General features: G+C 74.6%; 10 protein-coding genes. 8 read left to right on the forward strand and 2 right to left on the reverse strand.

What is annotated here, in order from left to right; genetic code table 11:
* The first annotated feature begins 12 nt into the window (after positions 1-12).
* From ACSNOA_RS22650 to ACSNOA_RS22660, 3 genes are all read left to right on the forward strand, one after another.
* A complete protein-coding gene (locus ACSNOA_RS22650) occupies positions 13-1,524 on the forward strand; it encodes a phytoene desaturase family protein (RefSeq protein WP_436661195.1) in 1,512 nt (503 codons plus the stop codon).
* Positions 1,525-1,606: 82 nt separating this feature from the next.
* Positions 1,607-2,266, forward strand: coding sequence for a response regulator transcription factor (locus tag ACSNOA_RS22655; protein ID WP_436661197.1), 660 nt, complete (start codon positions 1,607-1,609; stop codon positions 2,264-2,266).
* Positions 2,267-2,277: 11 nt separating this feature from the next.
* Entirely contained in the window at positions 2,278-3,774 is a 1,497-nt protein-coding gene (locus tag ACSNOA_RS22660) for a sensor histidine kinase (RefSeq protein WP_436661199.1), read from the forward strand.
* On the opposite strand, the gene ACSNOA_RS22665 is transcribed toward ACSNOA_RS22660, so the two are convergent.
* Positions 3,692-4,633, reverse strand: a complete 942-nt coding sequence (locus ACSNOA_RS22665; RefSeq protein ID WP_436661200.1) for a TAXI family TRAP transporter solute-binding subunit — start codon at positions 4,631-4,633, stop codon at positions 3,692-3,694. The two genes, ACSNOA_RS22660 and ACSNOA_RS22665, sit on opposite strands and share 83 nt — an antisense overlap.
* A gap of 103 nt (positions 4,634-4,736) precedes the next feature.
* The gene (locus ACSNOA_RS22670) at positions 4,737-7,445 is read right to left on the reverse strand and encodes an MGH1-like glycoside hydrolase domain-containing protein (RefSeq protein WP_436661202.1); all 2,709 of its coding nucleotides are present in this window, start codon (positions 7,443-7,445) and stop codon (positions 4,737-4,739) included.
* Positions 7,446-7,487: 42 nt separating this feature from the next.
* On the opposite strand from ACSNOA_RS22670, the gene ACSNOA_RS22675 reads away from it, so the two are divergent.
* The 5 genes from ACSNOA_RS22675 (at position 7,488) to ACSNOA_RS22695 (ending at position 14,620) form a co-directional block, all read left to right on the forward strand.
* The gene (locus tag ACSNOA_RS22675) at positions 7,488-9,431 is read left to right on the forward strand and encodes an amylo-alpha-1,6-glucosidase (protein WP_436661204.1); all 1,944 of its coding nucleotides are present in this window, start codon (positions 7,488-7,490) and stop codon (positions 9,429-9,431) included.
* A 137-nt stretch (positions 9,432-9,568) separates the two neighbouring features.
* The gene (locus ACSNOA_RS22680) at positions 9,569-10,897 is read left to right on the forward strand and encodes a glycosyltransferase family 4 protein (protein WP_436661206.1); all 1,329 of its coding nucleotides are present in this window, start codon (positions 9,569-9,571) and stop codon (positions 10,895-10,897) included.
* A gap of 126 nt (positions 10,898-11,023) precedes the next feature.
* On the forward strand, positions 11,024-12,802 hold the full coding sequence (locus ACSNOA_RS22685) for a protein kinase domain-containing protein (protein WP_436661208.1): 1,779 nt from the start codon (positions 11,024-11,026) through the stop codon (positions 12,800-12,802).
* A 103-nt stretch (positions 12,803-12,905) separates the two neighbouring features.
* On the forward strand, positions 12,906-13,715 hold the full coding sequence (locus ACSNOA_RS22690; RefSeq protein ID WP_436661210.1) for a metal-dependent hydrolase: 810 nt from the start codon (positions 12,906-12,908) through the stop codon (positions 13,713-13,715).
* Positions 13,712-14,620 (forward strand): amidohydrolase family protein, encoded by a 909-nt coding sequence (locus ACSNOA_RS22695; RefSeq protein WP_436661211.1) that lies wholly within the window; start codon positions 13,712-13,714, stop codon positions 14,618-14,620. Before ACSNOA_RS22690 ends, ACSNOA_RS22695 begins: the two co-directional genes overlap by 4 nt.
* Positions 14,621-14,636: the final 16 nt, after the last annotated feature.

The raw sequence follows: 14,636 nt of genomic DNA on the forward strand, positions 1-14,636 counted from the left end.
AGGAGGATCGACGTGGCAACGACGGCGGCACACCCCCGCCGGGGCGCCCGAGCCGAGGTCGACGTCGTCGTCGTCGGCTCGGGCCCCAACGGCCTGGCCGCAGCGCTGGTCCTGGCCGGCGCCGGGTTGGACGTCGTGGTCTACGAGGGCGCCGGCACGGCCGGGGGCGGGCTACGGACGGAGCAGCTGACCCTTCCCGGGTTCTGGCACGACGTCTGCTCGGCCGTGCACCCGATGGCCGTGGCATCACCCTTCTTCCGCGCCTTCGACCTGCCCGCGCACGGCGTGGAGCTGATGCAGCCCGACGTCGCGTACGCGCACCCGCTCGACGGCGGTCGCGCCGGCCTGGCCTGGCGCGACCTGGAACGGACGGCCGCGGGCCTGGGTCGGGACGGCCCCGCCTGGCGCGCGCTGTTCGGGCCGCTCGCGGCGCGCTGGCGGCCCCTCGTCGACCTCGCGATGTCCGACTACCGCAGCCCGCCGCGTGACCTCGGCAGCGCGCTGCGGCTGGCGGCGCGCGTCGTCGAGCAGGGCTCCCCACTGTGGGGCGCCCGATTCCGTGGCGATGTGGCGCCCGCCCTGCTGACCGGGGTGGGCGCCCACACCATCGCCCCGCCGCGGGCGCTGGCGCCGGCCGGCGCCGGGCTGCTGCTCGGCACCCTGGCGCACGCGGTGGGTTGGCCGTTGCCCCGGGGCGGCAGCCGGGCCATCGCGGCGGCGCTGCTCGCCGAGCTCTCCCGGCGGGGAGCGCGGGTGGTCACCGACCACCGGGTCGACAGCCTCGCGGCGCTGCCGGCGGCCCGGGCGGTGCTCCTCGACGTGGCACCCCGCGGCCTGCTGCGGCTGGCCGGCGCCGACCTTCCTCGCGGCTACGCCCGCCAGCTCCGCCGCTACCGGCACGGCGGAGCCGCGTGCAAGGTGGACTTCGCGCTGTCCGGGCCGGTTCCGTGGGCCGCCGAGGGCTGCGACCGCGCGGGCACCCTGCACCTGGTGGGGAGTCGGGCCGAGGCGGTGCGGGCGGAGCGGGCGGTCGCCGCCGGGCGGCACGCGGACCGGCCGTACGTGCTGGCCGTGCAGCCGGGCGTCGTCGACCCCGGCCGAGCCCCGGCGGGGCGGCACGTGCTCTGGACGTACGCGCACGTGCCGAACGGCTCCGCCAGGGACGTCAGCGACGCCGTCGTCGCCCAGGTGGAGCGATTCGCGCCCGGCTTCCGGGACCTGGTCCTCGCCCGGCACGTCGTGACCGCGGCCGGCGAGGAGACGCGAAACCCCAACTACGTCGGCGGCGACATCTCCGGCGGCGCCACCACGTTGTGGCAGCTCGTCGCGCGTCCGGTGCCCCGCTGGGACCCGTACCGCACGCCGTTGCCGGGCGTGTACCTCTGTTCGGCCTCGACCCCGCCCGGGCAGGCCGTGCACGGCATGTCCGGCCTGCACGCCGCCGCCCGCGTGCTGCGGCAGCGCTTCGGCATCGCGGCCGACCCCCTCGACCTGGTGCGGGCCGGCGTCCCGCAACCCCGGTGAGCCCGCGATGGCCGACGAGGTTCGCCCACGCATCGATGACGGTGCTCGCCCGAAGGCCGGCCGTGCCGCTACTGTCGGAGCCGTGCGGGTGCTGCTGGTGGAGGACGACGTCCGGGTGTCCGCCGCGCTCGCCGGTGCGCTACGCCGGACGGGCTACGCCGTGAACTGCGCGACCACCGCCGAGGAGGCGCTGGCCGCCCCGGCCGCCGACCTGGTCCTGCTCGACCTGGGGCTACCGGACCGGGACGGCCTCGAGGTGTGCCGGCGGCTGCGTGAGCGCTCCCGCCACCTGCCGATCATCGCGGTGACCGCGCGGGGCGAGGAGCACGACCGCGTCGCCGGCCTCCGCACCGGCGCCGACGACTACGTGGTCAAACCGTTCTCGATGGCCGAGCTGCAGGCCCGCATCGAGGCCGTGCTGCGCCGCGTCGTCCACGCCGCCCGCCCGACCAGCGACGTGCTCGAGGTCGGTCCGCTGCGGCTCGACGTCACCGCCCGGCACGTCACCCTCGACGGCCGCGAGATCAGCCTCACCCGCACCGAGTTCGAGGTGCTGCTGACGCTGGCAAGCCGGCCCGGCGTGGCGGTCACCCGCGAGGAGCTGCTGCTCGCCGTCTGGCAGACCACCTTCGGAGGTGGCCGCACGCTGGAGGTGCACATCGCGGCGCTGCGCGCCAAACTCGGCAACCCCGACCTGGTCCGCACCGTTCGTCGCGTCGGCTACCGCCTGCACGCGCGCTAGGGGCGGGCACGGTGCGCCGACGGCTGGTCCTGGGCTACGCGTCGCTCCTGGCGGCGGTGCTGCTCGCCCTTGCCGTGCCGCTGGCGATCACCGACGTCGGGCACGACAGCCACCGGGTCACCGCGGACCGGCTGGCCGATGCGATCGCCCTGGCCGCCGTCGCCGAACCGGCGCTGCGCAGCGGCGAGAGCGCGGCGCTGCGCGCGGCACTCGTGCGGTACGAGGACCTGTACGGGATCCACGCCCTCGTCGCCGACGCCGACGGTCGTACGGTGGCGCACTCCGGCAGCGGCGCGGACGCCGACGCGGACGCGCGGCGGACGGCCCGAGCGGCCACCGGGGTGGACATCGGGCCGGTGCTGCGCCGGGCCCTGGCCGGCGCGCAGGAGGGCTCCGACACCCGGATCTGGCCCTGGGGGCCCCGATGGCTCGTGATCGCCGTGCCGGTGTCCAGCGGCGGCCAGGCGATCGGCGCGGTGGTGACCATGTCCCCGACCGACCGGCAACGCGCGGAGACGGTCCGCGGATGGCTCCTGCTGACCGCCGCCGGCACGGTCCCCATGGCGGTGTGCCTGCTCGCCGCGACCCTGCTCGCCCGCTGGACCCTGCGTCCGGTCCGCGAGCTGGACCGCGTCGCCCAGGAACTCGCCGCCGGCAGGTACACGGCCGGGGCGCCGGCCGACGCGGGCCCACCCGAGCTGCGCCGGCTCGTCGTGGTGTTCAACGACATGGCCGACCGGGTCACCGAGGTGCTCGCCCGGCAACGGGCGTTCGTGGCCCAGGCCAGTCACCAGCTCCGCAACCCGCTGACCGCGTTGCTGCTGCGGATGGAGTCGCTGGGCGTGGAACCGCTGACCGAGGAGGGCCGGGCCGAGCACCGGCTCGCCGTGGAGGAGATCGACCGGCTGCGCCAGATGCTCGAGGGGCTGCTCGCCCTGGCCCGCGCCGAGCGCGGGAATGACCCCACCGTCACCGTGGACGCGGTCGGCGTCGCCGCGGCCCGGGTACGGGCGTGGGCGCCCGTGGCGACCGGTCGCGGCGCCCGGCTGCGTCTCGACGCGCCGGCCGGCCCGCTGCCGGTGCTCACCGTCACCACGGGCCTCGACCAGTGCCTCGACGCGCTTATCGACAACGCGCTCAAGTTCGGCGCGCACACCGTCACGGTCCGGGTCGTCGCCGGCGAACGGCCGACGGTGCACGTCCTCGACGACGGGCCCGGCCTTCCACCCGACCGGCTCGCCCGGGCCACCGAGCGGTTCTGGCGGGCCCCCGGGTCGCAGAACGTGGCGGGCCACGGCCTGGGGCTGTCCATCGTCGCGGCGCTCACCGCCGCGGCGGGCGGACGGCTGGAACTCGACCACGCCGACACCGGCGGCCTGGACGCCGCCCTGCACCTCGCGGCAGGCGCACCGGCCGAGCCGGCGGCTACGGTTTGCTCTCCTGGAAGTACCGAACGGCTCCTGGATGCAGCGGTAGGGGATCCGTCGCGATCGCCTCACGCCGATTGATCTGCTCGGCGGCCGGATGCTCGCTGGCCAGCACGTCCCGCTGCTCCAGCAGCACCTCGGTCAGCGCGTAGGCCGTTTCGTCGGGCATCGCCGGGGACACCACGAGATAGTTGGGCAGCGCCACGGTGGCGGTCGGCCGGCCGCCGTAGGTGGAGGTCGGGATGGACAGCTCGGCGTAGACCTCCCCGAAGCGGCCCCGCAGGTCGGGCACGTAGCGCCCCAGGTCGACGAGCCGCACCGGCGTCACGGCGGCGAGCGCCGCGATGGCGGTCACCGGCAGTCCACCGGAGAAGAAGAAGGCCGCCACCGAGCCCCGGGCGAGCGCCGCGGCCGACTCGTCGACACCCAGCCGGACGTTCACCACCTCGCTCACGGGCAACCGGGCGGCCGTCAGCACCCGCTCGGCGAGCACCTCCGTGCCGGACCCGGCGGCGCCCAGCGACACACGCTGCCCCCGAAGGTCGGTCACCGACTGCACGGGCGCCTCGCGGCGCACCACCAGGTGCAGGTAGTCGTCGTGGAGGCGGGCCAGCGCCGACACGTCCGGCCGCCGGGGCGGGACCAGCACGTCGGCCTGGGTGAAGCCCACCTCAGCCCCGCCGGTGCCGACCAGCTCCACGTTGCTGGCCGAGGCAGCGGTGACCAGCACCTCCGCGCGCAGCTCGGGATGGGCCCGCCGCAGCGCGCGGACCAACCCCGTGCCGAGCTGGAAGTAGACCCCGCCGCGCCCGCCGGCGGCGATCCGCAGCGGACCGCGCATGGCAGGGTCGCCGCCGCAACCCGCTGCGGCCGGACAGAGCAGTGCACCGGCGGCCGCGGTCAACAGGCTCCGCCGACGCACCGTCGCGGACGACAGCACGGTCCCTCACCTCATCCCCGTCTGACGGTCAGGACCCCACGGCATCGAACGATAGCCGGACAACGATCGATCTGGATGCCCGCCCGCTCCGCGGATCGTGCCGTCAGCGACGCAGGGTGAGGATCAGGTCCGCCACCAGCGCCGTCCAGCCGGTCTGGTGCCAGGCGCCGAGCCCGGCGCCGTTGTCGCCGTGGAAGTACTCGGGAAAGCAGAGCAGGTCCCGCCAGTCCGGGTGGGTCTGGAAGAGCTGCGCGGCGCCGTAGATCGGTCGCCGCCCCCAACCGTCGCGGGTGAACAGCGACACGAGCCGCGCAGAGAGGTCGTCGGCGATCTCGGTGAGCGTCCGCTGCACCCCGGACCGGGTGGGGTACTCGATCCGGAGGTCGTCGCCGAAGAAGGCGGCGTAGTCGCGCAGCGCGCTGATGAGCAGGAAGTTCGTCGGCATCCAGATCGGACCGCGCCAGTTGGAGTTGCCGCCGAAGAGCCCGCTCGTGGACTCGGCCGGCTCGTAGCCCACGCAGAACTCCTGGCCGCCGAGCGTGACGGCGAACGGTTTGTCGAGGTGGGCCCGGGAGAGCGTACGGAGGCCGTACTCGGAGAGGAACTCGTCGGGGTCCAGCATCCGCGCCAGCAACCGGACCATCTGCTCCGGGCCCACCATGGACAGCAGCCGCTGCTGCCGGCCGTCCGGGCCCAGCCGGCGGGCACCGACGACCTGGGCGTACTCCGGCCGGTTGGCGAGCAGCCAGCGCAGCCGCGCGCCCAGCTCGGGCAGGTGGCGCAGGGTGCGGGCGGTCAGCCGGGTCACCGCCGCCAGCGGCAGCAGCCCCACCACCGACCGGACCTTCAGCGGCACCTTCGTGCCGTCGGCGAGCCGTAGCACGTCGTAGAAGAACGCGTCCTCGTCGTCCCAGAGCCCCTGCTCGTACGCCGCGGCCGCGATGTAGGCGAAGTGCTCAAAGAACTTGGTAGCCGTGTCCGCCCAGGTGCGGTCGTGCTCGGCCAGCACGACGGCGATGTCGAGCAGGTTGAGCGCGTACATCGCCATCCAGGCGGTGCCGTCGGACTGCTCGAGCACCCCGGCCACCGGCAGCGCCGCCGAGCGGTCGAACGGCCCCACGTTGTCCAGTCCGAGGAAGCCGCCCTCGAAGACGTTGTTGCCGCCGACGTCCTTCCGGTTGACCCACCAGGTGAAGTTGAGCATGAGCTTGTGCATCACCCGGGCCAGGAACTCGTGGTCCCGGCGACCGTCGATCTCGAACACCTTCAGCGCCGCCCAGGCGTGCACCGGCGGGTTGACGTCCCCGAACGCCCACTCGTACGCCGGGATCTGCCCGTTGGGGTGCAGGTACCACTCGCGGAGCAGGAGCAGCAGTTGGGCCTTGGCGAAACCCGGGTCGACGCGGGCGATGCTGACGCAGTGGAAGGCCAGGTCCCAGGCCGCGTACCAGGGGTACTCCCAGGGATCCGGCATGGAGATCACGTCGAAGCTGGTCATGTGCCACCAGTGGCTGTTGCGCCCGTGGCGGCGACCGGCCGGCGGGGGTGTCGAGCCCGGATCACCCTCGAGCCACCGTTTGACGTCGAAGTGGTAGAACTGCTTGCCCCACATCAGCCCGGCGATCGCCTGCCGGGCCACCAGCGCCTCGTCGGGTGTCGCCGAGGGCGGGATGACGCCGGCGAAGAACCGGTTGGCCTCGGCCCGGCGGGCCCAGACCACCGCGTCGAAGCCGGCGCCGAGGTCCGCGGGCGGCGGGGGGCTCCCCGCCGGGGGCGGGGCGGTGCGGGTCAGCCGCAGCCGGATCTGTCGCTGCCCGCCGGCCGGCACGTCGAGCACGTAGTGCAGCGCGCCCTTCGTGCCCTCCCCCGCCGGGTTGACCGTGGGCGCGCCGTTGACCACGTGGTCGTTGATGCCGTCCTTCGGGTAGCGCGAACGGCCCGGCAACCCCCAGAGGCGCTCGGCGTTGGTGTCGTTGTCGCAGAGCAGCGGCGTGGGGTCGCCCTCCCCCTCCAGCAGCAACTGGCCGAGAACCCGGTGCTCGCCGACCAGCCGCGAGCCGTCACCCCGCAGCCGGGGCACCCGGTCCGCGCCGGGCAGGCCCCACGCCCACGTGTTGCGGAACCAGAGGGTGGGCAGCACGTGCAGGGTCGCCGCCCGGTCGCCCCGGTTGGCCACCGTGACCACGACGCACAGGTCGGTGGGGGACGCCTTCGCGTAGTCGACGGTCACCGCCCAGTAGCGGTCGTCGTCGAAGATGCCGGTGTCGACCAGCTCGTACTCGGTGTCGTCGCGGCCGCGCAGCGCGTTCACGGCGACGAGCTCGTCGTACGGGAAGGCGGCCTGCGGGTAGTGGTAGCGCCAGCGCATCCACGAGTGCGTGGGCGTGGAGTCCTCGTACCACCAGTACTCCTTGACGTCCTCGCCGTGGTTGCCGCCGTCGCCGCCGAGGCCGAACATCCGCTCCTTGAGGATCGGGTCGCGGCCGTTCCAGAGCGCGAGCGCGAAACAGAACGTCTGCCGGTCGTCGCAGACGCCGGCCATGCCGTCCTCGTTCCATCGGTAGGCTCGGGACCGCGCGTGGTCGTGCGGGAAGTAGTCCCAGGCCGTACCGTGCTCGCTGTAGTCCTCCCGTACCGTCCCCCATGCCCGTTCGGCCAGATAGGGGCCCCATGCGCGCCAGTCCTGCTCCCCGGCGTCGGCCTGGGCGAGCCGGGTCCGCTCGGCGTCCGGCGCTGGCGTCCCGGAGGACGATCGGTCAGTGATCACCTGCACATCTTCGACGCCGCCCGGGTACTTGACCACACGGGCCATTCTCGTCGTGGCGTTCCGCACGCCATTCCCGGTGGAGGAAAGTTGTTCGACATTCGCTTCGGCCCGCAGATCTGCACCGAGCTGACCAGCGGCGCGACCCGGGAGTGGCTGGTGACCGACGGCCTCGGCGGGTACGCCATGGGCACGGTCAGCGGCCTGCGCACCCGCCGCTACCACGGGCTGCTCATGGTGGCGGGTGATCGGCCGGCGGTCCGTCGCCTGGGGCTCGTGAGCCTCGACCCGGCGGTGCTGCTTCCGTCCGGGGCGCGGGTGCGTCTCGGCGCGCACGAGTGGGCCTCCGGCGCCGTGGATCCGCGCGGATTCGAGCTGCTCGAGCAGTTCGCTCTGGTCGACGGCGTGCCCCGGTGGCGGTGGCGCATCGGCGACGTGGTGATCGAGCGGGAACTGGCGATGCTGCCCGGCCGTTCGTGCGTGGCCGTGGTGCACCGGCTGGTCGCGGGCGGCCCGGTGCGGCTCGACCTCGCCGCCGCCTGCACCTGGCGGGACGCGCACGGCGAGCGCCGGGCCGACGGCCCGGCGCCCCGCGTCGACGCGGTGGCCGGCGGGGCGGTCGTGGAGGGCGCGTTCCGGCTCGCCGGCCCCGGCTGGGTGCCGGAGGGCCAGTGGTGGCTCGGGGTGCACCACCGGGAGGAGGCGGCCCGCGGTCTGAACGCGCAGGAGGACCTCTGGTACGCGGGCCGGTTCTCCGGCGCCCTGGAGCGCCCGGGCGACACGGTGTCGGTGCTGGCCTGGAAGCACGACCTGGCGTCCGAGCCGATGCCGGCCACCGAGGTGGTCGAGGCGGCCCGCCGGCGCAACCGGCAGGTGGTGGCGCAGGCGAAGCCCGCCGACGACGTGGAGGCCGCGCTGGCCCTGGCCGCCGACGCGTTCGTGGTGCGCACCGAGGAGTCACCGGCGGACGTCGTCGCGGGTTACCCGTGGTTCGGCACCTGGTCCCGCGACACGATGATCTCGTACGAGGGCCTGTTCCTCTGCACCAACCGGGCGGATCTCGGCCGGGAGCTGCTGCGGTCGTACGCGGCCACGCTGTCGGAGGGGATGCTCGCGAACACGGCGGACACCGGCCGGGTGGAGCACAACACCGTCGACGCCACGCTGTGGTTCCTGCACGCCGTGGACCGGCACGTCGCTCTCACGGGCGACACGGATCTGGCGGCGGAGCTGCTGCCGGCGCTGCACGGCGTGGTCGAGGCGCACCGGGCCGGCACCCGGTACGGCATCGGCGTGGACCCGGCCGACGGGCTGCTCACCCAGGGCGCCGCCGACACGGCGCTGACCTGGATGGACGCCCGGGTCTACGGGGTGCCGGTCACGCCGCGCACCGGCAAGCCGGTGGAGGTGAACGCCCTCTGGATCAACGGGCTGGCGGGTCTCGCCGAGCTGACCGAGGCGACCGGCGGGGACCCGGCCGACCTGCGGCGGCTGCAGGCCCGTGCCACCGCCTCGTTCCGGGAGCGCTACCCCGCCCCGACGGGCTGGCTGCACGACGTGGTGGACGCGCCGGCGCCCGCGTATCCGCTGGGCGGGGCGGCGCAGCACGACGACGACTCGCTGCGGCCCAACCAGTTGCTGGCCTGGTCCCTGCCGTACGCCCCGCTGGAGCCGGACGAGCCGACGCTGCGCCGGCTCGCGGGCGCGTTGCTCACCCCGCTCGGCCCGCGCAGCCTCGCGCCAGAGGCGCCGGAGTTCGTGGGGCGGCACCGCGGCGGCCCGGCCGAGCGCGACGGCGGCTACCACCAGGGCACGGTCTGGCCGTGGCTGTTCGGCCCGTACGTGGACGCCTGCCGTCGCGCCAAGATACCCGTCGACGACCTTTTCGTTGGTATTGACGCGCATTTGACCGAATTCGGGCTAGGATCGGTGAGCGAGACGGCCGACGGCCTGCCGCCGCACGGGGCCACCGGGTGCCCGTTCCAGGCGTGGTCGGTGGCCGAGCTGCTTCGCGCGCGACGGTCGGGTCGATAGCGCTTTACACCACCGCAACGAGTGCGTCTCCGCTGGTTAGCCCGGCACGGGCAGGATGGGTGCCGATCCCACACGCGGCGGGGGCACCGACGGCGGTGCCGGTCGGCGCGTGCCCGGAGAGATGCGAAGGGGGCCGCATGTCCGCTGACGCCGACGTGATCGACATCCACCCCGCCCGGCACCAGCGGGTGCTCATGCTGTCGTGGGAGTACCCGCCCGTGCTCGTGGGCGGCCTCGGCCGGCACGTGCACGCCCTGTCCGTCGCCCTCGCCGCCGCCGGCCACCAGGTCACCGTCGTCACCCGCCACGCCGACGGCGCACCCCTCGAGGAGTACGCCGACGGCGTCCGCATCATCCGCGCCGCCGAGGACCCCGTCACCTTCCCCCTGGCCACCAACAGCCTCCTGGCCTGGACCATGGCCTTCAACCACACCCTCACCCGCGCCGCCCTACGCGCCACCGAAGCCGGCGAGTACGACGTCATCCACGCCCACGACTGGCTCGTCGCCCACACCGCGATCACGCTCCGCGAGCACCTGGACATCCCGCTGGTCACGACCATCCACGCCACCGAGGCCGGCCGGCACCAGGGCTGGCTGCCCGAGGAGATGAACCGCACCATCCACGGCGTCGAACACTGGCTCAGCAACTCCTCGACCCGGGTGATCGTCTGCTCGGGCTACATGCGAGATCAGGTCGCCGGGCTGTTCCAGCTGCGGGCCGGGCAGGTCGACGTGGTGCCCAACGGCGTCGACGAGCGCGCGTGGCGGGCCCGGCCGCGGGCGGTCGCCTCGGCCCGGGCGCGGTTCGCCGGCGACGGCCCGCTCGTCGGGTACGCCGGTCGGCTCGTCTACGAGAAGGGCGTGCAGCACCTGGTGCACGCGGTGCCGTACCTCCGGCGGCGCCACCCCGGCCTGCGCGTCGTGATCGCCGGCGACGGGCCCTACCGGGAGGAGCTGGAGGAGGAGAGCCACCGGCTCGCGCTCGGGTCGACCGTCCGGTTCACCGGCTTCCTCGACACCACCAGGCTGCCCGCGATGCTGGGCGCCACCGACGCGACCGTGGTCCCCAGCCTCTACGAGCCCTTCGGCATGGTCGCGCTGGAGGCGGCGGCCGCCGGCGCGCCCCTCGCCGTGGCGGCCACCGGCGGGCTCGCCGAGATCGTCGAGCCGGGCGTGACCGGGGTGACCTTCCCGCACAGCGACCCCGACGCCCTCGCCGGCGCCGTCGACCAGCTCCTCGGCGACGAGGTGTTCGCCCGGCGGGTGGCCCGCAAGGCCCGCGCCATGGTCGGCCGGCGGTACGGCTGGGCCGCCATCGCGGACCGCACGGCGGCCACCTACGCGGCCGCCCGCCGGGAACACGAGCCGGTGCAGGCCGGCCGGTCCGCCGCTCGCCACGCCGGCCCCCGGCCCCGCATCACCATCCCCGAGGGCAACCTGCTCGCCGCACACACGGCCTGCTGAGCGACGCGTACGACCGGGGGTCGTACGGCCACTTGCCACGCCCGCCACGCTGACCGTTCGGGGTGGTGAGAAACCCGCGCCCGGTGGCTATCGTGTTACCGGGGGTCACCGAGGGGGAACGCGACCGTGCGGCAGTTGCTGATCGCGGGCCGGTACCGGCTGGTCGACCTGGTCGGCACCGGCGGGATGGGCCGGGTGTGGCTGGCGCGCGACGAGATGCTGCACCGGGACGTCGCCGTCAAGGAGATCGTGCCTCCGGCCTGGCTGGGCGAGGCCGAGCGCGACGAGGTGCGGTTGCGCTCCCTGCGCGAGGCGCGCACCGCCGCCCGGCTCAACCATCCCAACGTCGTCCGGCTCTACGACGTGGTCCACGACCGGGACAGCCCCTGGATCGTGATGGAGTACGTGGAGTCCCGCTCGGTGCAGCAGATCCTCGCCACCGACGGCCCGCTGAGTCCGGGTCGGACGGCCCGGATCGGGCTCGCCGTGCTGGCCGCGCTGCGTGCCGCGCACACCGCCGGAGTGCTGCACCGCGACGTCAAGCCACACAACGTGCTGGTGGCCGCCGACGGACGGGTGGTGCTGACCGACTTCGGCCTGGCCACCTTCACCGGCGGCGACGGCGGGATGACCGGGCCCGGCATGATCCTCGGATCGCCGCACTTCGTGGCGCCCGAACGCGCGCGCGACGGGGTGTCCGACCCGCGTACCGACCTCTGGTCGCTCGGCGCCACGCTCTACGCCGCCGTGGAGGGCCGGCCTCCCTACGCCCGGGCCAACGCGATGGCCACGCTGACCGCCTTGGCGACCGAGCCCCCGGCCCCGATGCGTCGCGCCGGGCCACTGCGTCCGGTGCTGACCGGCCTGTTGCAGCGTGATCCATGGAGACGGCTCACCGCCGCCGAGGCCGAGCCACTGCTGCGCGCCGCGGCGGCCGGAGTGGACGACCCGACCCCGACGGCCGGAGTGGACGACCCGACCCCGACGGCCGGAGTGGACGAGCCGACCCCGTCGGCCGGGGCGGACGGCCCGGCCTCGGCGGCGCCCGCTCCGGTGGGCGAAGCTCCACACGGGTGGGACGGCTCCCGGCCGACGACCGCGCCCGCATCGGGCCGGGGCGGTCTCCGACCGGCGACGGTCGACCACGACGACCCGCGCGCCGCCCGGACGGAGGACGGGCGCCCGCCGGCATCCCGTGCGCCGGCCGGCGCCGGAGTCGCGCGAGCGAGATCGGGCCGGCGCCGCATCACGGCCCTCACCGGCACGGCCACCGCCATCGTGCTCCTGGCCAGCGTGGGCGTCGCCGCCGCGCTGGCCGCCCGCGGCGAACCGAGCCGATCCCCGTCGGGGTTCGGCGGCGGAGCGACCCCCACCCGGCCGGTCACCTTCGCCTGCGCGGCCACCCCGCCGCCGGTCGCCACCCCGGTGCCGTCGGTGCGCCCGCCCCGGGGGGCCCGCTTCCGCCTGGTCGCCGGCTGGACCTGGTACACCGCCCCGGGAGCCTTCCGGATCGCCGCGCCGGTGGGCTGGCTGCGTTGGACGGAGGACGCGGTCACCTGCTTCCGCGAGCCGGGCGGCACCCGGGTGCTCAGTGTCGAGTCGGGCGTCCGGCGCGCCGACCCGGTGGCCTGGTGGCAGGCCGAGGAACGGCGGCTCACCAGTGACGGCGCGTTGCCCGGCTACCACCGGGTGGACATCTCTCGGATGGACATGTTCCGCGGCGGGGCGGTCTGGGAGTGCGCGTGGCTCGACGCCGCGGGCCAGCGGGTGCACACCGCCCGGTTGCTCACGAACACCTCGGCCGACCGCGCGTTCACCGTCTCATGGTTGACAAAGGAGTTCGACTGGCAGGTCAACGCGACATACTTCGCGATGATCCGGCAGAGCTTCACCCCCACGCCCTGACGCGTTCCGAAGTGGACCGTCCGGGCGCTTGCCCCGTCGGCCCGGGCTCTGGCTAAAGTGATCTCGCTCGTGCGCGCAAGATCCCTCGAAAGGTGAGCCGAACATGATGGGACCCTCGCACGCGCTCTCCGGCGCGGCGGTGTGGTTGGCGGGATCCTGGGCGCTGGACCAGTTCGCCGACTATCACCAGTCACCGCTGGCGCTCGCCGTCGGCACCGCGGTCTGCGCCGGCGGCGCGCTCTTTCCCGACCTCGACCTGTCCGGCAAGGTGACCCGCAACCAGGGCGGCGCCACCGTGGCCCGCACCTTCGGCGTGGTGAGCCTGTTCTTCGCCGAGGTGATGGAGAAGGTGTCCCTCGGCGTCTACTACGCCACGAAGCTCAGCCGGGACCCGAAGCGCAACAACGGCCACCGCACGCTCACCCACACCCTGCCCTTCACCTTCCTGGTCGGTTGGGGCACCACCGCGCTGTGCGCGGCGTACGGCAAGTGGGCGGTCATCGGCATCCTGTTCTTCATGATCGGGCTTGCCCTGCGCGGCCTCTTCGACGAGTGGGCGGAGCGGGCCGGCTGGGTGATCGTCACGCTGGTGTCGGCAGCGGCCGCCTGGTTCACCTGGGCCAACCTGCCCGACGGCCGGGGCTATCCCCTGATCGGCACGGCCGTGGGCGTGGGCTGTTTCGTGCACATCCTCGGCGACATGATCACTCGGGCGGGCGTGCCCATCCTCTGGCCGATCCCGATCAAGCGTCGGATGTGGACGATGGTCGGCCTGCCCAACAGCATCGCGTTGCGCACCGGCAGCAAGGCCGAGGTGATCGTGCTGCGGGCCGCGCTGACCGTCGTGGCCGTGCTCGCGGCCGCCGGTCTGGTGGCACGGCCGGTGCTCAACCGCTTCGACATCGAGGTATGACCGACGAGGCCGGGGCCGACGCCGACGCCGACGCCGGGGTGCCGGCGTTCTGGCGCGGCCTCGGCCTGCCCGGCCTGGCCGACGTGCACGTGCACTTCCTACCGCCGCGCCTGCTGCGCCGGGTCTGGGCGTACTTCGACGCGGCCGGGCCGCTGGTGGGCACCGAGTGGCCGATCCGGTACCGGTGGAGCGACGCCGAGCGGGTCGCGCACCTGCGGCGGCTCGGGGTGCGGGCGTTCAGCGCGCTGGCGTACGCCCACCGGCCGGGGATGGCCGCCGAGCTGAACCGGTGGACGCTCGACTTCGCCCGCGCCACGCCGGGCTGCCTGCCCTCGGCCACGTTCTTCCCGGAGCCGGGCGTCGCCGGCTACGTCGGCGCGGCGCTGGACGCCGGCGCCCGGGTGTTCAAGGTGCACGTGCAGGTCGGCGGGTTCGCGCCGACCGACCCGGCGCTGGACGAGGTGTGGGGTCTGCTCGCCGACGCGGCCGTGCCGGTGGTGGTGCACGCCGGGCACGCCCCCGTGGGCACCGCCAACACCGGGCCGGAGCCGTTCGCCGCGCTGCTCGCCCGCCACCCGACCCTGCCCGCGATCGTGGCCCATCTCGGGGCGCCCGACTACCGCGCCTTCCTCGACCTCGCCGCCTCGTACGAGCGGGTCCGGCTGGACACCACGATGGCGTTCACGTCGTTCTTCGACCGTTTCGTGCCGTTTCCGGCCGACGAGCTGCCCCGCCTGCGCGAGTTGGGGCTGGCCGGCAAGGTGCTGCTCGGCAGCGACTTCCCGAACCTTCCGTACCCGTACGCGGAGCAGCTCACCGGCCTGGCCCGGCTCGACCTCGGCGACGACTGGTTGCGGGCCGTGTGCTGGGACAACGCGGCGGCCCTGTTCGACCTGCCGGCCTGACCCGGCCGGGTTCCGC

Source organism: Micromonospora sp. URMC 103 (genome assembly GCF_051386435.1).
Classification (GTDB): domain Bacteria; phylum Actinomycetota; class Actinomycetes; order Mycobacteriales; family Micromonosporaceae; genus Micromonospora.

Coding starts and splice junctions, on each gene's coding strand:
- ACSNOA_RS22670 (WP_436661202.1), bottom strand. CDS start 7,445: ATGGCCCGTGTGGTCAAGTACCCGGGCGGCGTCGAAGATGTGCAGGTG.
- ACSNOA_RS22680 (WP_436661206.1), top strand. CDS start 9,569: ATGTCCGCTGACGCCGACGTGATCGACATCCACCCCGCCCGGCACCAG.
- ACSNOA_RS22690 (WP_436661210.1), top strand. CDS start 12,906: ATGATGGGACCCTCGCACGCGCTCTCCGGCGCGGCGGTGTGGTTGGCG.
- ACSNOA_RS22695 (WP_436661211.1), top strand. CDS start 13,712: ATGACCGACGAGGCCGGGGCCGACGCCGACGCCGACGCCGGGGTGCCG.